Annotated in this window: 18 protein-coding genes; 8 read left to right on the top strand and 10 right to left on the bottom strand. The window is 69.9% G+C overall.

Going from position 1 to position 21,210, the window contains the following annotated elements; genetic code table 11:
* Positions 1–1,532 (bottom strand): condensation domain-containing protein (locus tag ACIHAX_RS25990; protein WP_397280072.1); only part of this gene is annotated, 1,532 nt, incomplete at its 3' end.
* Between the two features lie 387 nt (positions 1,533–1,919).
* Positions 1,920–2,606, bottom strand: coding sequence for a TVP38/TMEM64 family protein (locus ACIHAX_RS25985; protein ID WP_364436203.1), 687 nt, complete (start codon positions 2,604–2,606; stop codon positions 1,920–1,922).
* A 181-nt stretch (positions 2,607–2,787) separates the two neighbouring features.
* On the opposite strand from ACIHAX_RS25985, the gene ACIHAX_RS25980 reads away from it, so the two are divergent.
* Genes ACIHAX_RS25980 through meaB form a run of 3 tightly spaced genes read left to right on the top strand, consistent with a single transcriptional unit; the run spans position 2,788 to position 7,963 of the window.
* Positions 2,788–4,644, top strand: a complete 1,857-nt coding sequence (locus ACIHAX_RS25980) for a methylmalonyl-CoA mutase family protein (protein WP_397280070.1) — start codon at positions 2,788–2,790, stop codon at positions 4,642–4,644.
* Positions 4,644–6,923 (top strand): methylmalonyl-CoA mutase, encoded by a 2,280-nt coding sequence (gene scpA, locus ACIHAX_RS25975; protein ID WP_356969700.1) that lies wholly within the window; start codon positions 4,644–4,646, stop codon positions 6,921–6,923. Before ACIHAX_RS25980 ends, scpA begins: the two co-directional genes overlap by 1 nt.
* Positions 6,920–7,963 carry a methylmalonyl Co-A mutase-associated GTPase MeaB gene (gene meaB / locus ACIHAX_RS25970; RefSeq protein ID WP_364436211.1) on the top strand — a complete coding sequence of 348 codons (1,044 nt, stop codon included), beginning with the start codon at positions 6,920–6,922 and terminating at the stop codon, positions 7,961–7,963. The genes scpA and meaB overlap by 4 nt, the downstream gene beginning before the upstream one ends.
* Before the next feature lie 23 nt (positions 7,964–7,986).
* On the opposite strand, the gene ACIHAX_RS25965 is transcribed toward meaB, so the two are convergent.
* From ACIHAX_RS25965 to ACIHAX_RS25955, 3 genes are all read right to left on the bottom strand, one after another.
* Positions 7,987–8,943, bottom strand: coding sequence for an endonuclease/exonuclease/phosphatase family protein (locus ACIHAX_RS25965; protein WP_364436214.1), 957 nt, complete (start codon positions 8,941–8,943; stop codon positions 7,987–7,989).
* Positions 8,944–9,138: 195 nt separating this feature from the next.
* The gene (locus tag ACIHAX_RS25960; protein WP_364436217.1) at positions 9,139–10,023 is read right to left on the bottom strand and encodes an amidohydrolase family protein; all 885 of its coding nucleotides are present in this window, start codon (positions 10,021–10,023) and stop codon (positions 9,139–9,141) included.
* Positions 10,020–11,072 carry a nucleoside hydrolase gene (locus ACIHAX_RS25955; protein ID WP_397280066.1) on the bottom strand — a complete coding sequence of 351 codons (1,053 nt, stop codon included), beginning with the start codon at positions 11,070–11,072 and terminating at the stop codon, positions 10,020–10,022. Before ACIHAX_RS25955 ends, ACIHAX_RS25960 begins: the two co-directional genes overlap by 4 nt.
* A gap of 118 nt (positions 11,073–11,190) precedes the next feature.
* Between ACIHAX_RS25955 and ACIHAX_RS25950 the strand changes: the two genes are divergently transcribed.
* On the top strand, positions 11,191–11,766 hold the full coding sequence (locus tag ACIHAX_RS25950) for a helix-turn-helix domain-containing protein (protein ID WP_356969691.1): 576 nt from the start codon (positions 11,191–11,193) through the stop codon (positions 11,764–11,766).
* Positions 11,767–11,866: 100 nt separating this feature from the next.
* On the opposite strand, the gene ACIHAX_RS25945 is transcribed toward ACIHAX_RS25950, so the two are convergent.
* Positions 11,867–13,207: a CoA transferase gene (locus ACIHAX_RS25945; protein WP_397280063.1), complete on the bottom strand. Its 1,341-nt coding sequence runs from the start codon at positions 13,205–13,207 to the stop codon at positions 11,867–11,869.
* Positions 13,208–13,772: 565 nt separating this feature from the next.
* Between ACIHAX_RS25945 and ACIHAX_RS25940 the strand changes: the two genes are divergently transcribed.
* Positions 13,773–14,315, top strand: coding sequence for a hypothetical protein (locus tag ACIHAX_RS25940; RefSeq protein WP_397280061.1), 543 nt, complete (start codon positions 13,773–13,775; stop codon positions 14,313–14,315).
* A gap of 56 nt (positions 14,316–14,371) precedes the next feature.
* A complete protein-coding gene (locus tag ACIHAX_RS25935) occupies positions 14,372–15,241 on the top strand; it encodes a serine hydrolase (protein ID WP_397280059.1) in 870 nt (289 codons plus the stop codon).
* Here ACIHAX_RS25935 and ACIHAX_RS25930 read toward each other — a convergent pair.
* A complete protein-coding gene (locus ACIHAX_RS25930; RefSeq protein WP_397280057.1) occupies positions 15,226–16,176 on the bottom strand; it encodes a LysR family transcriptional regulator in 951 nt (316 codons plus the stop codon). The two genes, ACIHAX_RS25935 and ACIHAX_RS25930, sit on opposite strands and share 16 nt — an antisense overlap.
* Before the next feature lie 83 nt (positions 16,177–16,259).
* Between ACIHAX_RS25930 and ACIHAX_RS25925 the strand changes: the two genes are divergently transcribed.
* Together ACIHAX_RS25925 and ACIHAX_RS25920 are read left to right on the top strand one after the other, a co-directional pair.
* Complete coding sequence (locus tag ACIHAX_RS25925) at positions 16,260–17,240, top strand: MBL fold metallo-hydrolase (RefSeq protein ID WP_397280055.1); 981 nt, start codon at positions 16,260–16,262, stop codon at positions 17,238–17,240.
* A gap of 134 nt (positions 17,241–17,374) precedes the next feature.
* Positions 17,375–18,133, top strand: coding sequence for an alpha/beta fold hydrolase (locus tag ACIHAX_RS25920; protein WP_364436240.1), 759 nt, complete (start codon positions 17,375–17,377; stop codon positions 18,131–18,133).
* Between the two features lie 14 nt (positions 18,134–18,147).
* On the opposite strand, the gene ACIHAX_RS25915 is transcribed toward ACIHAX_RS25920, so the two are convergent.
* From ACIHAX_RS25915 to ACIHAX_RS25905, 3 genes are all read right to left on the bottom strand, one after another.
* Positions 18,148–18,537: a DUF2784 domain-containing protein gene (locus ACIHAX_RS25915; protein ID WP_355078435.1), complete on the bottom strand. Its 390-nt coding sequence runs from the start codon at positions 18,535–18,537 to the stop codon at positions 18,148–18,150.
* Positions 18,538–18,583: 46 nt separating this feature from the next.
* Positions 18,584–20,014, bottom strand: coding sequence for an SDR family NAD(P)-dependent oxidoreductase (locus ACIHAX_RS25910; protein ID WP_364436244.1), 1,431 nt, complete (start codon positions 20,012–20,014; stop codon positions 18,584–18,586).
* 98 nt (positions 20,015–20,112) lie between these two features.
* A complete protein-coding gene (locus ACIHAX_RS25905) occupies positions 20,113–21,045 on the bottom strand; it encodes an alpha/beta fold hydrolase (RefSeq protein WP_364436247.1) in 933 nt (310 codons plus the stop codon).
* Positions 21,046–21,210 lie beyond the last annotated feature (165 nt).

The following is a 21,210-nucleotide window of genomic DNA, read 5'->3' as shown; positions in this document are numbered from 1 at the left end:
GTGATGAGTTCGGTGTCGAGGGTGTAGGTGGTGGTGGCGCCGTGGTGGGAGGCCACTGCGGGGCGGGGGCGATCCACCGGCAACGACAACTCCTCCGGAAGGTCCGCGAGCGCGTCGCGCCAGAACGCGAGGTCGTCGCGGCGGCTTCGGATCCGGGCCGCTTCGCGCGCGCTGCCGGGGTGGATCCGCGCGAGGTCGGTGGCCGGCGTGGCGGCGGCGAACTCGTCGAGGAACTCCACGAACTTGCTGTGGTGGGCGGACAGTTCGGGGCCGGTGTAGCGGTCGGGATTGGCCAGGAAGTGCAGGATCGTACGCGGCGGTTCTCCGGTCTGATACAGGTTGACCAGGAGATCCTCGACCGGCCCGGAGCTGAGGATGTGGAAGTCCCCGGTCAACTCGCCGAAGCGGATCTTCTGGGGGAAGAACATGACGTTCACCATCGGGCCCGCGAACCGCCGCTGCCCGCGCGATCCGGTGGCGGCGCGAATATCGGCGAGGCCGCACCGCTGGTGGCGCAACGCTCCGACCAAGTCGGATTGGACCCGCCGTACCAGCGTCGCGACCGTGTCTTCCGCGCCGAGTGCGAGCGGAAGCGGCGCGAGGTTGACGAACACCCCGCCGGACCGGCGCAGGACGGCCGTGGTTCGGCCGGAGACGGGAACATCGACGAGGACCTCGTCCCGGCCGGTCATCCGGGCGAGATAGCAACCGAACGCGGCGATCACCACCGCGGCCGGGCTCGCGTCGAGCGCTTTCGCGGCGTCCGCGATCCGCACCACCAGCGCCGTCGGCAGTTCGGCCATCGCGACCACGCTGTCCGCACGCGGCGGCGCGTAGCGGGTCGCCAGACTGGATTCGTCATCGGCGACATCGGCGAGCTTGTCCACCCAATATGCCTGGTCGTCTGTGAACCGCTTCGACTCCCGATACGTGCGGTCGGCCTCGTACAGTGTGCGAAGGTCCGCCGCCCGGTTCGGTTCCGGCGGCCGTTCCTCCACGGCGGCCGTGTACAACTCCGCGAGCCGGTTCAACATCGTCATCGCGGCGTAGCCGTCCACCGCGACGTGGTGAGCTCTGTTGTACAACAGGTAATGCCGATCGCCGACCTGCAGAAGCGCCCCCGCCCACAACCGGTCCCGAGCCATATCCAGCGGTGCGGTGTATTCGTCGTGCATCCACTTCAACGCCGCCGCCATGGGATCCGGTTCGGCACGCGTATCGATTACCGGCCCCGTCGAAGCCAGTGACGGGTCGAACAGTTGATGCGGGGTGCCGTCCACCTCGACCAGCCGAAAATACCCTGACTGGAACTCGTGACCCGCGCGAATTATCAGCGAACGCAGAAGCTCACGATCGAGCTCGCCGTGGAACTCGACGTATTGGGCCTCGCATATCGGGACGTCCGGACTCAAGCGTTGCGCCAGCCACAGCCCCCGCTGTCCGGCTGACAGCGGTACAGGCTCTGGTGGCGACACGTCCGGTGCGGTGTTCGATCCATGGTCGGGGTCGAACTGCGGTCGCTGAACGGTCATCACCTTGCCTCCAGACCCGACCGGAAATCAGTTTAAGCCGACCGGTTCGTTCGCGTACACCTAAACCACGATGCAGAGCGGCAAATAGTTGCCGACTTTACGAAATTGATAAGGGCCGGTGCGCGGAACTGCCGCAGCAGAGGCTTATGTGACGCGGCAGCGACCGAACTGCACTGCGGCCTGATTCGTCCGATGGCGCCGTTGTAGTATCAATTACGGTGCCGCATGCGAACCGTGTCCTGGAGAGTGGCGGGCGCTCGGTCCCTTATTGCTGATTTGTCCTTGTTCTCGGCACCGATGAATTTCCCGCATTTCGCGTCCGGCTGCGCGGCGGCCGTGGTGGACGTGACCCCGGTTCCGGTGGAATCGGCCCCGATCGAGCGATGCTCAGTCGGCAGCCGCGATGGGTTCGGCGATGTCTACCGAAGCGGGGACTGTCGTCTTCCATCGCGCGTCGACGACCAGACCGGCCAGTCCGACCGCGAGGCAGGCGCCGGACAGCGCGAGCATCGCCGGATGGGTGGTCCCGGTGAGCGCGTCGCCGAGGATGACGGTGCCGATCGTGCCGGGCAGTACACCCAGCACCGTGGCGAACAGATACGGCCAGAACCGGATCGAGGACAAGCCACAGCAGTAGTTGATCACCGAGAACGGTACGGCCGCGATGAGCCGCAGCGAGCCGACCGCCAGCCAGCCGCGGCGGGCGAGACGTTCATCGATGGCGCGCACCGCGGGATGGGTGAGCCGGGCGGCGACCTGATTGCGATCGAGCGCGCGGATGAGCACGATGGCCAGGGCCGCGCTGACGGTCGTCGCGCTCACCGCGAGCGTGATGCCCAGCAGCGGGCCGAACAGCAGTCCGGCGCTGACGGTGAATACGGTGCGCGGGATCGGCGCCACCGTCACCAGAGCGTGGACCAGGAAGAACAGCAGCGGGAAGACCGGGCCGACGGAAGTCGCCCAGTCCTGCACCTGGCGGGGCGACGGCAGCGGGACCAGCAGCGCCGCGCCGAACAGCGCGACCGCGCCGACGATCAGCGCGACGATACGCGGGTCACGGATCAGCCTCGTCACGGGCGACAGGTTACCGGTTGGTAGTGGCGGGCAGGGTCAACCGGCTGGGAATCCGCCCGCTAGCATCAGTGGAAGCGGGACGAATGCCCGTTAACCGAAGTAGTCGCTGAGCTGGGCGAATGTGAGGGTATCGGGCGCGCACTGGCGGTGCGCCCGTGGTGAGGAAGAGGAACAGCAAGCTATGCCGATTGCTTCAGATCCCGGGGCCGACCCGGTGCCCGAATACGGCGCATGGCGCAAGGGTGTTGCCGGGGTGCTGGCGAAGGCTCGCCGCGTCGATGTCAGCGAACTTCCCGAGGAGCCCGAGCGACTGCTCGACGAGACCACCTATGACGGGCTGACGGTCGCCCCGCTCTACACCCGGCGCGATGAGCTGCCGGAGCAGCCCCTGCCCGGAACGTTCCCCTTCGTTCGCGGCCGGGACGCCACTCGCGACGTGCACCGGGGTTGGTTCGTCAGCGCCCGGTTCGCCCAGCGCGACGCCGCGGTGGCGAACCGCGAGATCCTGGCCGCGCTGGAGAACGGGATCAGCGCGATCTGGCTCGGTGCGGGCGAGCGCGGCGTACCGGTGGCGGATCTGCCGACCGCCCTGACCGGCCTGCTCTTCGAACTCGCCCCGCTCACGCTGGACGCGGGCGGCGACGTCGCCGACGCGGCGGCGCAGGTGTTCACGGCGCTCGACGGCTACACCGCGCCGGCGCGCGATGGCATCCGGGTCTCGCTCGGCGCCGCGCCTCTGACCAGCCGCTTCGCCGGACCGGCCGACACCGGTCTCGCCGAGGCCGTCGCACTGGCCGGACAGGCGGCGCGACGACCGGAAACGGTGCGTGCGATCACCGTGGACGGCACCGTCTTCCACGACGCGGGCGCCTCCGATGCCCAGGAACTGGGCGCGGCGGTCGCCGCTGGCCTGGCCTACCTGCGGTCGCTGACGGAGAGCCTGGACATCGCCGACGCGCTGGGACAGCTGGAGTTCCGGTTCGCCGCCACCGACGATCAGTTCGCCACCATCGCGAAGTTCCGTGCCGCCAGGCGGCTGTGGGCGCGGGTCGCGCAGGTCTGCGGAGCACCGGATTTCGGCGGCGCGCCCCAGCACGCGGTCACCTCGGCCGCCATGATGAGTCAGCGCGACCCTTGGGTGAACATGCTGCGCACCACGCTCGCCGCGTTCGGCGCGGGCATCGGCGGCGCCGACACCGTGACCGTGCTGCCGTTCGACTCCGCCCTGCCGCCCGGCGAACTCGGCGTCTCGCAGGCGTTCGCCGATCGGATGGCCCGCAACACTCAGCTGCTGCTGCTCGAGGAATCGCACCTCGGCCACGTGCAGGATCCGGGTGCGGGCTCCTGGTACATCGAGGATCTCACCGCCGCGCTGGCGGCGAAGGCATGGGAGTTCCTCCAGGAGATCGAGGCGGCCGGAGGCTACCTCGCCGCGCTGGAGTCCGGGCTGCTCGCCGAGCGGGTCGCGGTGACCAAGGCCGCTCGCGACGAGGATGTCGCGCACCGCAAGACCGCCGTCACCGGCGTGAACGAATTCCCGAACCTCGCCGAGCAGCCGCTGTCCGAGGCGGCGCGGCAGACCGGCCGGGTCGCCCGCTACGGCGCCGCGTTCGAGCAGCTGCGCAACCGCTCCGACGCCTACCTCGCGGAGCACGGCGCGCGGCCGAAAGCGCTGCTGGTGCCGCTCGGCTCGGTGGCCGAGCACAACGTGCGGGTCACCTTCATCGCGAATCTGCTGGCTTCGGGCGGCATCGAGTCGATCAATCCGGGTCCGCTCGCGGTGGACGGAATCGCCGCGGCGGCCGCCGAAGCGGGGGCGCCGATCGCGGTGCTGTGTGGCTCGGATACGCGCTACGGATCGGAAGCGGGTGAAGCGGTGCGGCAACTGCGCGCCGCGGGCGTGCCCACCGTGCTGCTGGCGGGTGCGGCGAAGGCCGTCGCCGACCTGGACGACGCGCAACGCCCGGACGGATTCCTCGCCGCGCGCATCGACGCCGTCGCCGCGCTGTCCGGCCTGCTGGAGAAGGTGGGAGCCTGATGACCACTCGTGAGATCAAGCACGTGATCGGTAGTTTCGCCGACGTGCCGCTGGCCGAGCGCGCGCCGGAGCCCGCCGCGGTCGACGCGGCGCAGGTGACGGAGTACGTGCGCGCGGCCGCGGCGGCCAACCAGTACGCCCCCGAACAGCTGGTGTGGTCGACCCCGGAAGGCATCGACGTGCCGCCGGTGTTCACCAAGGCCGACCGGGACGCGATCGCGGCCGCAGGATATCCGCTCGACAGCGTGCCCGGTGTCGCGCCGTTCGTGCGCGGTCCGTACCCCACGATGTACGTCAACCAGCCGTGGACCATCCGCCAGTACGCGGGTTTCTCCACCGCAGCGGACTCGAATGCCTTCTACCGGCGCAACCTGCAGGCGGGCCAGAAGGGTCTGTCGGTCGCGTTCGACCTGGCGACCCACCGCGGCTACGACTCCGATCATCCGCGGGTGCAAGGTGACGTCGGCATGGCGGGCGTCGCCATCGACTCGATCCTGGACATGCGCCAGCTGTTCGACCACATCCCGCTGGACCAGGTCAGCGTCTCGATGACGATGAACGGCGCGGTGCTGCCGATCCTGGCGCTGTACGTCGTGGCCGCCGAGGAACAGGGCGTCGCGCCGGAACAGCTGGCCGGAACCATTCAGAACGACATTCTGAAAGAGTTCATGGTCCGCAACACCTACATCTACCCGCCGAAGCCATCGATGCGGATCATCTCCGACATCTTCGCCTACACCAGCGCGAAGATGCCGAAGTTCAACTCGATCTCCATCTCCGGCTACCACATCCAGGAAGCGGGCGCGACCGCCGACCTGGAACTGGCCTACACCCTCGCCGACGGCGTCGAGTACATCCGGGCGGGCATCGACGCGGGCATGGAGGTCGACAAGTTCGCGCCGCGGCTGTCGTTCTTCTGGGCCATCGGCATGAACTTCTTCATGGAGGTCGCCAAGCTGCGCGCCGGGCGCCTGCTGTGGAGTGAGCTGGTCGCGAAGTTCAACCCGAAGAGCGCGAAATCGCTATCGCTGCGCACCCATTCGCAGACCTCCGGCTGGTCGCTCACCGCGCAGGACGCCTACAACAACGTCGCGCGCACCTGCATCGAGGCGATGGCAGCCACCCAGGGCCACACCCAGTCGCTGCACACCAACGCGCTCGACGAGGCGCTGGCGCTGCCCACGGACTTCTCCGCCCGCATCGCCCGTAACACCCAGCTGCTGATCCAGCAGGAGTCCAACACCACCCGCCCGATCGACCCGTGGGGCGGCTCGTATTACGTCGAGTGGCTCACCCACCAGCTGGCCGACCGCGCCCGCGCGCATATCGCGGAGGTCGAGGCGCACGGCGGCATGGCGCAGGCGATCGGCGAGGGCATCCCGAAACTGCGCATCGAAGAAGCCGCCGCGCGCACCCAGGCGCGGATCGACACCGGCCAGCAGCCGGTGATCGGCGTCAACAAGTATCAGGTCGAAGAGGACCAGCAGGTCGAGGTCCTCAAGGTCGAGAACTCGCGGGTGCGCGCCGAGCAGATCGAGAAGCTGCGACGCCTGCGCGCCGAGCGCGACCCCGACGCGGTACGGCGGGCGCTGGCCGAATTGACCCGCGCCGCGGCCTCTTCCGAGGGCGGCATGGCGAACAACCTGCTCGCGCTGGCCATCGACGCCGCACGGGCCAAGGCCACCGTCGGCGAGATCTCCGATGCGCTGGAGCAGGTATACGGCCGCCACCAGGCGGAGATCCGTACCCTCTCCGGTGTGTACCGCGACGAGGCAGGGAAGGTCACCAACATCACCAAGGCGAGCGAGCTGGTCGAGGAATTCGCCGAGGCCGAGGGCCGCAGGCCGCGCATCCTCGTCGCGAAGATGGGGCAGGACGGCCACGACCGGGGACAGAAGGTGATCGCCACGGCCTTCGCCGACCTCGGCTTCGACGTCGACGTGGGCCCGCTGTTCCAGACCCCGGAAGAGGTGGCGCAGCAGGCGGCCGACAACGATGTGCACGTCGTCGGTGTGTCATCGCTGGCGGCGGGCCACCTCACGCTGGTGCCCGCCCTGCGGCAGGCACTGGCCGATGTCGGACGCCCCGACATCATGGTCATCGTCGGCGGCGTCATCCCGCCCGGTGACTTCGAGGAGCTCTACCAGGCGGGCGCGGCGGCGATCTTCCCGCCCGGCACGGTGATCGCGGACGCGGCGATCGACTTGCTGAAGAAGCTCGGCGCCGAACTCGGTCACGAACTCGGCAGCGGCGCCGCGGATTCCGCCGCGACGGAATGAGCGAAGCGGGTTCCCCGGCGCGCGACACCCCGAAGGTGACCGCGCGCCGGGCGATCGACGTCGACGCCCTCGCCGCGGCGGTCCGCGCCGACGAGCGTGCCGCTCTGGCGCGGGCGATCACGCTGGTGGAATCCACCAGGGCCGATCACCGTGCGCTGGCGCAGCAGTTGCTGCTGAAAGTGACGCCGGAGGCGGGCGCGGGGGGCGCGCCGTCCAACCGCGTCGGCATCACCGGCGTTCCCGGCGTCGGCAAGTCGACCTTCATCGACGCGCTCGGCATGTATCTGATCGAGCGGGGGCACCGGGTCGCGGTGCTGGCGGTCGACCCGTCCTCGACCAGGACGGGCGGTTCCATCCTCGGCGACAAGACCAGGATGGCGCGGCTGTCGGTGCAGCGCGAGGCCTACATCCGGCCCTCGCCCACGGCGGGCACGCTCGGCGGCGTCGCCAAGGCGACACGCGAGACCATCGTGCTGCTCGAGGCGGCGGGATACGACGTGATCCTGGTGGAGACCGTCGGGGTGGGCCAGTCGGAGGTCACCGTCGCGAACATGGTCGACGTGTTCTGCTTCCTCACCCTGGCCAGGACCGGCGACCAGCTGCAAGGGATCAAGAAGGGTGTGCTCGAACTCGCCGACCTGGTCGCGGTGAACAAAGCCGACGGCAAACACGAGGTCGAGGCCAGAGCCGCCGCCCGGGAACTCGCGGGCGCGCTGCGGCTGATCCACCCGCACGACGCGCTGTGGCGGCCGCCGGTGCTGACCATGAGCGGTTTGGAAGGCATCGGCCTGGACCGGTTCTGGGACACGGTGCTCGAACATCGTCGTGTGCTCACCGACGCCGGGGAGTTCGCCGAGAAGCGCCGTCGCCAGCAAGTGGACTGGACCTGGACCATGGTGCACGACCAGCTGCTGCGCAGGCTCTCGGACAACCCGGACGTGAAAGCCATTCGGGCGCAAGTGGAGAAGCAGGTCCGCGACGGCACCCTCACCGCCGCGCTCGCCGCCGAGGAACTGCTGAACGCCTTCGACGGCCGCTGAGCCGCCGGGATCCGATCCAACGCCTACCGCGCGGTCAGCTGGATCCGCGCCACCAAGGCACGGTGGTCCGCGCCGGGGAGTCCCACGGTCTCGACCGCGACCGCGTTACCGCCGGCGACGAGGATGTGGTCGATACCGACCAGGGGCGGCCACCGCTTGTCGGTCGGATAGGTGACCAGATGTCCGGCGCCCGCCTGCTCGGCGGCGTCGGCGAAGCGGCCGGACAGCATCGCGCGGAACTGCCGGTGGTCGTAGGTCGCGTTGAAATCACCGCCGGTGAGCACCGGTCGATCCGCGGGTGATCGGTCGAGAATCACCCGCAGCCGGGACAATTCGTCGGCCCAGACCCGCGTGCCGTACACCGGCGGTACCGGATGGAAGGCGTACACCGCGACCGGGCCGACGCCTGGAACGTCGGCGGTCGCCGACAGCTGGTTCAGTACGAAGCCGTCGTACTCGACGGTTTCGGTCAGCGAGTAGCTGCTCCATATTCCCGTCCCGGTCGCTGTCCTTCCCGGTGAGACGAACCGGTACGGCAAGACCTGGTCCAGTCCCGCGCGGCCGAGTTCCTCGACTGCCGTCGGCGTGAGTTCGTTCACGGTGAGGACGGCGACGTTCCTCGCGCGTACCTCGTCGACCAGCGCCCGGGGATCGGCTCCGTCGAAAAGGAGATTGGCTTGCATCACCGTCAGGGTGTGCCCGTCCGCGTCGCCGGAACGGCCGACGTACAGCGGCGCTTGCGTCCACGCCGCGATGGCGACGACGACGATCGCGACCGCCGCACCGCTCCACTGCCGCACGGCGACGAACGCCACCGCCCCCAGCACGGCAGAACCCATCAGATACGGCGCACCCGAAGCCGCCAAGACCAGCATCCGCGACTGCGACCCACTGAAGTGCAGTGCGAGCCCCACGCACCCGGCCAGTGCGGCAAGCCAGGCCAGTAGCTGGACGACGACCACGATCGACTTCGAGATCACGTCCGATATTCGAACACACCGGCGACGCCGGGCATTCGACGGCAGCCGCCGCCGACCGCTGCTGCCGAGGCAGAGCGTGTTCTTCGGCCGTTCCAGACGCCGTAGGTGACGACCGCTGCGGGCAGGTGCGGTCGGGCTGGTGCCCGCACGGCCCAGCGGCTCACGGTCATGGCGACCCGAGCCGGTCGACACCGGTCATTCGAGGCCGAACAGCGCCGCCGCGTTGCGATAGCAGACCTGGCGTAACCAGTCGTCACCGAGATCCAGCCGTTCGAGCGCCTCGATCGAATGACCGTAGGAATGTGGGATGTTCGGGAAGTCGCTGCCGAACAGGATGCGGTCGGCGACGGCGCGCAGCCTACCGTGTTCGTGCACCGGAAACGGGGCGTCGGCCTCGGAGAAATCGGTCCACACCATGGTGGTGTCCAGCCGCACGTCCGCGTAGGCCTCGGCCAGGTCCAGGAATTCGGAGTACTCCGGCGTGCCCATGTGCGCGACGATCAGCCGCAGGCGCGGAAAGCGCCGCAGCACACCGGCGATCGGGTCCGGCCCGGTGTGCGTTCCGGGCGCGGGGCCGGAACCGCAATGGATGACGATCGGAACGCGCGCGTCCTCCAGCAGGCCCCACACCGGGTCCAGCAGCGGGTCGCCCGGGTGGTAGCCGCCGACTTGGACGTGCGCTTTGAAGACGCGGGCGCCACGTTCGACGGCCTCCCGCACATAGCTCGCGGCCGGTGGTTCAGGAAAGAAGGTGGCGGTGTGCAGGCAATCGGGCGTGCGTGCCGCGAAGTCTGCGGTCCATTCGTTCAGCCACGCGGCCATGTCCGGCTTGTGGGGGTAGACGAGAGCGGTGAACGCGCGAACGCCGAAGTCGCGCAGCGTCTTCAAACGGACCTGCTCGTCGGCGCGGTAGGTGATCGGCCAGGCGCGGCCGGTCAACGGACCGGCCGAGTCGAAGTAGGCCCACACCTTCCGCAGCACCTGGTCGGGCATGAAATGCGTATGGACGTCGATGATTCCGGGCAGCCCGAGCCGGGTGCGGAAGGCGGCCAGGTAGGTCGTGTCGTCGGCGTCGGTCACCGGACCTCCTGTGTGGCGGGCGGATGCACCGTGCGCGCGAGGTCGCCGACCCGGGCGATCAGTCGCTCGAAGAACAGCTCCTGGTCGGTGCCGATCACGATGTCGGCGTTGGGTTCCCGGCCCCACATGCTCGTCCAGTCGGCGACCGTGGTCGCGCGGGTGATGGTTCCGGCCAGTTCCACGTCCACCGTCGCCGGGCGGGTACGGGCCAGCGCCGGGTCCAGCGCCACCGCGGCCGCGAACGGGTCGTGCATGTGGGCCAAGTAGCCCAGGTCGTAGCCGTGGTGGAAATCGAAGTAGAACCGCACCGCGTCGGTGACGTACCGGACGATCGGATTACTCGCCGCCGAGCGTGCCTCGGGCGGATCGGCGGGCGAGACGATTTCCACCGGATAACTCTTCGCGCGCTCGGCGAGGCGGGCCAGGTGCTCGGGCCGCATCTCGATGGTCTCGGTGATGTCGAGTGCGCACACGATCGGCCTGCGCTGCGCGGGGGCCGCGGCGAACGCGTCGAAGACCTCCTTGGCGGCCTCCGGATCGACGTGCACGTTCCACTCGTTGGTCGGCGTCGTGTTGCCCGGATGGTTGAACGCGCCGCCCATGATCACCAGGCGGTGCAGCAACAGCGGCAGCTCCGGTTCGACCCGCAATGCTAGTGCGAGATTGGTCAGCGGCCCGGTGCACAGGCCGACGATCTCCCGGGGATGCGCGCGCACCAGCTCGACCCACATCCGCGCGGCCGATCGCGGCGAGAGACGGCGAGCCGACCGGGGGAGTTCGGCGTACCCGATGCCCTGGGGTCCGTGCGTGTCCTCGGTGGTGCGCAGCGGGATCGCGAGTGGTTCGGCCGCGCCGAGCGCCACTTCGATGTCCGGTGCGTGGCAGACATCCAGCCAGGCCAGATTGTTCGCCGCCACCTGTGCCGCCGGAACGTTGCCCGCGGTGGCGGCGATTCCGGTGATCTCGGCCTCGGGGGAGCCGAGCAGGTACAGCAGCGCGAGCGAGTCGTCGATGCCGGTGTCGACGTCCAGGATGATCTTCTGCCGCACGGGACGAGACTAGCGAGCCGGGGTGCCGGGGCGTCGCCGAGGTGGCCGATAGCTCGGTGATGGCAGGCGGTAGTACATACGTCTGGTACATATGTCTGAGACGTTGTAGCCTCGAGTCATGGGAAATCGCGAGGATCTGCTGGCGGGAGCACGGAAAGTCATCATCGAGCGGGGCGTCGCCAAGGCGACCGCCCGCGACATCGCCTCGGCGGCCGGTGTGAGCCTGGCGGCGATCGGCTACCACTTCGGCTCGAAAGACCAGCTGATCACCGAGGCCCTGGCCGACTCTCTGGGCACCGCGATCGGCGACAGCATGGAACAGAAGATCCGCGATGGTAGTGGTGTGACGCCGCTGGCGGCGTTCGCCACGATGTGGAACGGCATGCCCGCGGTGTTCACCGAGAACCACGACAGCATGCTGGCGAGCATGGAGAACCTGGTCCGCGTCGCCCGCTCGCCGGAGTCGCGGAAGTTCTTCGCGCAGAGCCTGCCCGGGGCCTACCGGGAGATGGCGGACGCGCTGCGGGAGGCGCACCCGCAGCTGAGCGAAGACCAGGCCGAGGCGATCGGCGAACTGTATTTCGTACTCGTCCAGGGCCTCGGCGTACTGCAAACCATCGCTCCGGACGCGAACCTCCCCGACGGCGACCGCCTGGCGCAGGCGGTCGCCGCACTGGCCGGGGTCGAGGATTAGTGCTCCTGGACAGCTCCGACGGGGATGGGGCGCAGGCGCGGTACCGCGAGCGCCACTGGTCGGCGCCGCGAAGGATTTCGCGGCGCCTCAGCGGGACGGATCAGTGGGTCGGCAGGGGCCAGGCGGGACGGTCCGCGCCGTAGGTGGGTGCGGGCCAGGCGTAGTCCGGGTATTCGGGGAGTACGGGGGGCGCGGTGACGACTTGTCCGTGCCGGACCACCTGCGCTGCGCTCGGCTCCGCGGCTGCCGGATGACGCGGTGTGCGGTCGGGGGCGCTGAGCAGCCAGGACGCGGTGCGGGCCAGAGCCACACGCACGTCCCGCCCGATGCCGTCGCCCGCGCGCGCGACCAAGGCGTCGATCACTCCGGTGGCGAGGAGGTAGCCCGAGGCGTGGTCGAGCGCCTGGGCGGGCAGCGCTCCTGGCACGGAGGGCGCGCCCTCCAGGATCGAGATGCCGGATGCGGCCTGCACGATGCTGTCGAAGCCGCGCCGCTCACCCCACGGCCCGGCTTCACCCCAGGCGGACACCCGCCCGTGGATCAGCCCTGGCCTGGCGGCGGCCCGCACCCCGGCGCGCTCCAGCGCGCCCGGCCGGTAGCCGGTGATCAGCACGTCGGCGGCGGCGATCAGATCATCGAGGCCACTGGTGCGCAGATCGACCAACGCCGAGCGCTTGCCCTGACAGGTGTCGGCGAATTGCCAGGGGATCTCGGGCAGTTGCGGCGGGTCGACCCGCAACACTTCGGCGCCGAGCAAAGCCAGCGCCCGCGTCGCGACCGGGCCCGCGATCACCCTGGTCAGATCGAGCACACGCAATCCCCGCAGCGGCTGCAAAGGTGCGGCGCCCGTAGGCAATCCGGCTTCCCCACGGTCGGCGCGCCGGTCGATCGCGACCAAGGGGCCCGCCGCCGCGGCCTGTCCTTCCGGGCTGGCGGTCCACTCCTCCTCGGTACGGACGCGGACCGCGATAGCGCCCTGCGCGGAGGCCTGTTCCTCCAGATCCGAGGCGCGGATCATCGCAATTCGGGCGACGGCGAGATCGACCGGCACGGAGTCGGGCAAGCCGAGTGTGGCGAGCAGTCGCGCCCGGTGATGCGGATAGTTGGCGTGCGTGCGAACCCATCCGTCGAAGGTGGGGAAGAAGCCGGAGAGGTCGGCGAACTGCGTCGGCAGTTGGCCGCCGATGCGTAGGAGACGCTCGCTGGAGAAGGCCGCGGTGATGCGGGCCGGGTCGATGCGATGCGCCACCGGGGCCAGACCGCGGGCCGCTCGCATGCGGTTCGCCGCGGCGGTCAGCGCCGCCACCGAACCGGCGGCGAGTGCCCAGACCGGTAGTGTCGCGGCGAGATTGCTACCCGGATCGGGCGCGGGGGAGATGGGCGAGGCGGTGACACCGATACCGGCCTCGTAGTCCTGGACGAGCCGTGCGTGCGTGTTCACTCGCTTCAGCGTAGTTGGCGGTACGGCGAACTCGGGTGCGGTGGTCGTCACAGCCGCGCCGGATGCGGTCCGCGGCTTCCGCACCGCACCGTCGTTCCGTGGCGTCACCTGCGCCGATTCGGTCCGGCGACCAGTGCGACCCGCATGCGGGCGCGCCGCGCCTCGATGCGGCGGGGTGGTCGACGAACGGATGGCGCGCCCGTCCAAGTGGGACCCATGGACAGGCCCGAACGGCGACCGCAGGATCGCACAAGGGCGACGCCGGGATAGCGGATGAAATGCTGACGAGCTCGAGGCCCCGGCGTCTCGGACGGTGGTGGATGCGTGCCGTGGCAGCACCATGCCACACCAAAGAGACTGTCCGAGCGCACTTCTCGCCAGTGAAAATAGTGGGGGGCGCGAAGACCGGACGTATCGGCCAGCATGTCCACATGCTGCACCGCAGCAGCCGGCGCGGTGACGTCGCGCCGATCCGATGACCTGTCCGTCGCGTGCGGGCAGAGGGGCAGAGCATGGCCGGCGCACCGAACTGCCACGCGTCGGCCATAGGTGAGGTCGATCGACGATGACGAACGTCTACGCCGGAAGCGCGGAATACACGGTGCCGACGATCAGAAAGAAGCCGAATTCACCCGCGCGAGAACGCGTGCCGGTCTTCGGCATCGACCTGCGGCCGCGCGCGGCTCTGCTCCCGGACCGGGTCCGCTCCGCGCCGATCGCACTCGACTACGAGCTGATGGCCGTGCAGGACGCGCAGAACGCGGGGTACCTCCGGGAGATCCAGGACCTCGCCGCCGAGCGCGCGGCACTCGGCACCGCCGGTCACGACCAGGCGACGCGATTGCGCGTGGAGCAGCTCGAGGCGGGGCTCGCGGCGGCGATGACGGACGCGGCGGCGGCGGGAGTCGCCGCGGGCGACGTCGATCGTGCGGTGGAGTACGGCCGCGCCGGCGCCTACTGGGCCGACCGCCCCGCGCACCGCTACCTCGGCCGGATCGCTCAGTTGACCGACGAGATGAGTTCTCGTCTCACGGAATTGGCCGACTATCGGCAGCGGATCGCCGAACTCGAACAGCGAATCGCGCGGACGAGCCCCGGCGGGGCCTGAGCCGTCCGGTACGCCCCGGTGCCGTACCCGCTCCCGCCGACGGGGATGCTGCATCGGTGCAGGAGATCTTTCGGACTGTCGGCGTCGAGGGGTGGTTGCATGCCCGGTGCGTCGATTGCGGCGCCGAGGCGGGCCTCCGGGCGGACGAACCGGTGGTGCTCGCCTCGGTGGTGAAGGTGCCGCTGGTCCTGGAGTTCGCCAGGCAAGTAGCGGCGGGACAGTTGGACCCCGCCGACCGAGTGCGGGCGCGGGCGGCGGATCGGCTCGGCGGCGTCGGCACCGCGGGCTGCGCCGACGACGTCGAGTTCAGCCTGCGCGACGCGGCGTACTTCGCGCTCACCGTCAGCGACAACACCGCGGCGGACCTGCTGTTCGACCGGGTGGGGCTGGACAACGTGCGCTCGCTGCTGCGCGAACTGGGCCTCGCCGCCACCCGTGTGGTGGGTTCGCCGCGCACCGTGGTGCAGTCCATGGCCGAGGACATCGGCGCCGCCGACGCGGTCGAGTTCGCCCGCCGGTTTCCCGCGCTCGACGCCGAGCAGGTGCTGCGCACCCGCGCGCTGGACCCGCTGCGCACCACCGCGAGCACCCCGCGGGAGATGGCGCGGCTGCTCAGCATGATCGCCCGGGACGAGGCGGGCGCACCGGAGGCGTGCCGGTGGGTGCGTGATCTGATGCGCCAGCAGGTGAACTGGTACCGGCTCGCCGCCGCCTTTCCGCCGGACGTGCAGGTCTGGGCCAAGACGGGGACGCTGCCCGGGGTGCGCAACGAGGTCGGCGTCGTCGAATTTCCTGATGGAAAGCGTTATGCCGTAGCGGTTTTCACTCGAGCGGCGACCTTGGCGCAGCGGCTGCCGGAGGTGGATCGCGCCATCGGCGCAGCCGCCGTCGAGGCGATCGGCCGGATCGTTCACGGCGGGCCGTAGACGACGTTCCATGGCCGTTGCGGCGGGTCCGCGACCGGACTCGGCCGTGACGCGCCGTCGCCTTGCAGCACCGCGACGACCAGTTCGGCCAGCTCGCCCACCAGTGGATGCGCCACGCCCACCGGCCAGGCCAGCGACAACCGATGACTCAGCGTGCCCTCGGGCAGTGGCCGCCAGACCACGCGGGGTTCCTTCTGCGCCACCATCCCCTGGTCGAAGGCCACGCCCCGCCCCGAGAGCACCATGCCCAGGACGAATTCGGGATTGCGCGCGTGCTGCACCGAGGCCGGGCGGAAGCCGTGCTCCCAGCAGCGGCGCAGCGTGGCGTCGTAGAGTCCGGGCGCGGCCGCGCGCGGGAAGATCACCAGGCCGTGCCCGGCGAGGTCGGCCAGTTCCAGCGCCGACCGCGCGGCCAGCGGCGAATCGCGGGGCAGCACCACGCCGAGCGGTGTCTCCACCACCGGGCCGAGTTCCAGGCCGACCACGTCGACCGGGTGTTGCAGGACCCCGGCGTCCAATTGACGGTCGGCGAGCAGCCGGACCTGCTCGGCGGTGGTCAGTTCCTGCAGATCCACCCGGAGGTCTCTGGCCTCGAACGCGGTGAGCAGCGCGGCGAGCACCCGCCCGGCCAGTTCGGGCGGCACTCCGATCCGCACGGCGTCCATCTCGCCCCGATGCGCCTTCCCGACCAGCGTTCTCGTCCGCTCCCAGCGCGCGAGCAGGTCTCGCGACTCGGCGAGCAGAATCTGCCCGGCCTCGGTGAGTTCGACGCGGCGGCTGTCGCGCTCGAACAGACGCGCGCCGAGGTCGGCCTCCAGGCGGCGGATGCGCTGGCTCAGCGGCGGCTGGGCGATGCCGAGCCGCTCGGCGGCCCGCCCGAAATGCAATTCCTCGGCGACGGCGACAAAATACCGGAGCTGGCGCAGCTGGTCCACGCTGCGACGATATCTCTTCCGATATCACCGAGCGTCGACACCGGTCTTGGACACGGCCGCAGGGCATGTGGTGTGGTGCCCGCATGACAGGTTTCGGACGGCGTGAATTTCTCGGCGCGACGGCGGGCGCGGCCGCGCTGGCAGGGTTAGTCGCTTGCGCTACAACGGATTCCGCCGACAATGGTGCGGCGACTTCGGTTCCCGGGGGCGGATCGCCCGGCGGGGTGACGCTGCGGTGGTGGGGCAACAACAGCTGGGAGATCCGCCTGCCGGGGGGCAAGGTCGTGCTCATCGACCCCTGGCTGACCAGGTTCCATACCGGAACCTACACCGCCGAGGGCGCGGATCCGCAGACCCCGATCGCCGTGGACACCGCGCTGATCGACCACTACGTCGACAGCGGTGAATTGCGCGCCGATCACATCCTGGTCACCCACGGCCACTACGACCACCTCACCGACGTGCCGTATCTGGCGAAGAAGACCGGAGCGACGGTGCTCGGCACCGAGACGCACCTGAACCTCATGGCCGCGCTCGGCGCCCCGGAGCAACAGCTCGCCTTGGCGACAGGCGGCGAGTTCCTCCGTTTCGACGGATACACCATCCGGGTGCTGCGTTCGCTGCACTCCGCATCCGGGGCGCGCGCCACGGTGGCTTTCGCGGGTACCCGTCCAGGCCTGGGCGCGGGAGAACTACCGCAGCCCAGAGTGATTCGTGATCTGGTCGAGGGCGGCACACTCGCCTACGAGGTGAGCGGCGGCGGCGTGAGCGTGCTGAACTTCGGCGGCTCGAACTACATCGAGTCGGAACTGGCGGGCTTGCGCCCGGACGTGCTGCTGCTGCCCGCCGGAGGCGGGAAGATTCAGGACTACGTCGGGCGCCTGCTGCGCGCCACCGGCAATCCGCGCTACGTGCTGCCCACCCACTGGGACGACTTCGACCATCCACTCACCGAACCCGCTCGCGACTGGGGCGGTCTGGAGCCGCTACGAGCGGCGGTGCGTGCGGCGAGCCCGCAGAGCACTTTCGTCACCGTGGACCATCTACAGACCTTCACGCCGTGACCGGCCTGGATCTCGCCGGGGCCGATCGGGCCGGGTGCCACAGCACAAGCGTCACCCGATGCGGCGGCCGTGGCGACTACCGTGGTCTGGTCCGGCCGCGCGCCGGGACATGCGACGGAGAAGGGAGATCGAACATGGCAGGCGGTATCACCGACTCGGAGTGGTTGCGGACGCTGCGATCCGAGGCGGTCGTGCGGCATCACCTGCTGTGCTTCCCGCCGGGCGGAGGCTCGGCCACGGCATACCGAGATCTCGCACAGCGGTTCGGGCCGGGTGTCGCGGTGTCCGCGGTCCAGTATCCCGGGCGGCAGGACCGGTTGGGCGACGACCTGATCACCGACCTGGCCGCACTGGCGGACCGGATCGCGCGAGAAGTGCTCGCGCAGGGCGAGATCGCGTCGCTGTCCTTGTTCGGCCACAGCATGGGCGCGACTGTGGCGTTCGAGACCGCGCGCAGGCTCGAGCGCGCCGGGCAGCCGCTGGCCGCCCTGTTCGTCTCCGGCCGTCCCGCACCGACATTCGAGGAGACGCAGCGGCTGCACCTGGCCTCCGACGACGCGCTCATCGATGAGCTGGTACGGCTGGCCTCGGATCCCGCTCCGCTGGAGATGCTGCGCGCCGAGCCGGGCCTCGCCGAACTCGTGCTGCCCGCCGTGCGCGCGGATTATCGAGCGGTCGAGACCTATCGTCATCAGCCGGGAGAACCGTTGCGCGTCGACATCGCGGCGCTGGTCAGCACCGAGGACCCGACGATGCGACCCGAACAGGCCGACGAGTGGCGAGCGCACACCAGGGGCGGATTCGATCGCGCGACGTTCCCCGGCGGGCATTTCTACCTGGACGAGCACGGCGCGCAGGTCGCGAGCTTCGTGGAGCGCCACCTCGGCGCCTGAGCACGGCCGCCTCGTCAGTGCGGTGCGTGCACACGGGTGGCCGGGGTGGCCCGCCTGCGCAGCGCCCACCCATAGCCGATCCAGGACGCCACCACCAGCGCGGCCACGACTGCCCGCACCAACCCGAGTGCGCTTTCGGGGTAGATCACGCCGGTGATGTAGTGATCGATGAACCCGCTCGACGGCAGCCGCTGCTCCCCGGCACGCTCGCGCGCCCAGTTCTCCAGATACGTGAGCGGGCAGTCGATGCCGAACACGATCGTGCTGAATCCCCAGCAGACCGCGAGCACATGCAGCCAGATCGTGCGCCCGAAGCGCCACGCGAGGAACCCGCCGACCACCACGTAGGCCACGAACGCGAAATGCGTGACGGCGGTGGCGTCGGCCAACAGCCGGTACAGCACGCCTCCAGCGTAACCTTCCCTCGCGCGGCGGGACCCGTGTCGGCCGCTACCACGGGGAAGGCTGATAGTCCTTGAGGAAGCAGCCGAACAGATCGATCCCGTTCTCACCCTGCACGATGGGGTCGTAGACCCGCGCCGCGCCGTCGACCAGGTCCAGCGGGGCGTGGAAACCCTCTTCGGCGAGGCGGAGCTTGGTGTAGTGCGGGCGCTCGTCGGTGATCCAGCCGGTATCGACCGCGGTCATCAGGATGCCGTCCTGCTCCAGCATCTCCCTGGCGCTGGTGCGGGTCAGCATGTTCAGCGCCGCCTTGGCCATGTTGGTGTGCGGGTGTCCCGGGCCCTTGTACGCGCGGGAGAACTGCCCTTCCATCGCGGAGACGTTCACGACGTATTTCCGGCGCGCCGCGGCGGCCGCCATCGCCGGGCGCAGGCGCGAGACGAGGATGAACGGCGCGACCGAGTTGCACAGCTGCACTTCCAGCAGTTCGGTCGGATCCACCTGCGCGACGGTCTGCACCCAGCTGTTGGTGTGCGCGAGGTCGGGCACCAGGCCGCCCGCGTCGATCGCGACGCCGCGAGCGATCCGTTCCGGCGTCGCCGATCCGGCGACCAAGGCCAGCTCGGCGACATCGGCGGCGGTGAGCGCCGGGGTGAGCGAGGCGGTCAGCGCGGTGGGGTGCGCCTGCATGGTCTTGCCGAAGCTGACCACCTCCGGCAGCGCGCCCGCGGGCAGCGGACCCGATTCCGCCTCGACCAAAGCGCTGTAGGCGCCGGGGGAGCGACGGACCGTCTGTGCGGCGTTGTTGATCAGGATGTCCAGCGGGCCCTGGGCGGCGACATCGTCGGCCAAGGCGACCACCTGGGCCGGATCGCGCAGATCGATGCCGACGATGCGTAACCGGTGCAACCAGTCGGCGCTGTCGTCCATCGCGGCGAAACGCCGGATCGCGTCGTTGGGGAAGCGGGTCGTGATGGTGGTGTGCGCGCCGTCGCGCAGCAGGCGCAGCGCGATGTACATGCCGATCTTGGCGCGGCCGCCGGTGAGCAGTGCCCGCCTTCCGGTCAGATCGGTACGAGCGTCCCGTTTGGTGTGGCTGCGCGTCGCGCAGTCCGGGCACAGCTGGTGGTAGAAGGCGTCGACCCGGGTGTAGCGCTGCTTGCAGATGTAGCAGGGACGCGGGCGGATCAGCGTGCCCGCGCTGGCTCCGGTGGTGGTGGAGCTGATCGGGATGCCCGAGGTCTCGTCATCGATCCGGTTCGGCGAGCCGGTCGCGGTCGCGGCGACCACCGCGCGGTCGGCGGCCGACACCGCCGCGCGCGCATCCGAGCGGCGCCGCTGCTTGAGCTTCTTGAACATGTGCCCGACCGCGCGCTGCACCGCCACCGAGTCGGGATGGTCCTTCTCCAGCGCTCCGGCCTGCTCCAGGACCCGAAGACAGGTCGCGAGGTCCTCGGGATCGATCATGCTTTCGGCCATCGCGGCGGGGGACATCCTTCATCGAGCTGGGCAGACGACCGGCCCATTGTCGCAAACTCGCCGGACCGGTCGCCCGCGCCCCGTCCGGTACGCCGTGGTCAGCTGCTGCGCGGGGTGATCGCCGCGCGGTCGGCGCGCAGGTCGTCGACGAAGTTGGCGATGGCCTCGGCGACCAACAACGGCTCGGTGATCGGCAGCCAGTGATTCGCCGGGACGGCGCAGCGCCACAGCTTGTCGACCCAGCGCGCGGAGGCGTCGTAGACGGCGGCCGGGACGAACGGGTCGGTGGTGTCGACCAGCAACTGGACCGGGACGGCGGTCCGGCGCACCCGCGGCTTGCCCAGGTGGTGCAGCAGATTCGCCTGCGCGATGCGCGCGCCCGCGAGCAGATCGCCACGCCAGGTGGGCGCGATCCGCGCGGGCAGCGGTGATACTCCTCCGAGCCCGCGCACGAACAGGCCGCGCAGGCGGGGCGGGTAGAGCCTGCGGGCCATGGGACCGGGCGTCAGCGCCCAGCGCGCACCGTGCAACCACCAGCCCAGATCTCGGAGTTCGCGGCCGGCGCGGGGCGCCAGCGCGCGCAGCCACAGGCCGAGATGATCGAGGTTCGGTCCGGCGATCGCGGTGAACGAGGCGATGCGGGTGTTGGCACGCTCGTCGCAGACCGCTTCCCACAGTTGCACCGCGCCCCAGCCGTGGCCGCATGTGTGCACCGGCCTGCGCGGGCTGGCGGCGTCGATCACCGCGAAGAAGTCCTCCGCCAGCGTGCCGAGGCGATATTCCGACAGTACGGCGGGAACGGCCGAATCGCCGTGGCCGCGAACGTCATAGGTGATGACCCGGAAGCCGTCGGCCAGCAGGGCCGCGACCGTGGACCACACGCTATGAGTGTCGGTGAGGCCGTGCACCAGCACCAAGGGCTCCGCGGCGGCATCACCCCATTCGAAGACGGCGAGTTCGGCGCCGTCCCGGTCGACCGTCCAGGTGCGGTCCGGTCGGGGCGTTTCGGTGGTGTCGAGCAGTTCGGTCATGTCCTTACCTCATTCGCTGCCGGCTACCGATCCGATGGCACGTCGCCGTCGTGCCCGATGTCAGTAATTCCGATACGGACAGTACGAAGGATTGACCCTTGGAGGGAAAGGTAAAACGTCCGAATATGGCGCAGCTCACCACCGGAATCGCGGCACGGGCGGCGG

Source organism: Nocardia sp. NPDC051929 (genome assembly GCF_044548645.1).
Lineage (GTDB): Bacteria > Actinomycetota > Actinomycetes > Mycobacteriales > Mycobacteriaceae > Nocardia > Nocardia sichangensis.
This window is presented reverse-complemented; position numbering and strand designations above follow the sequence as displayed.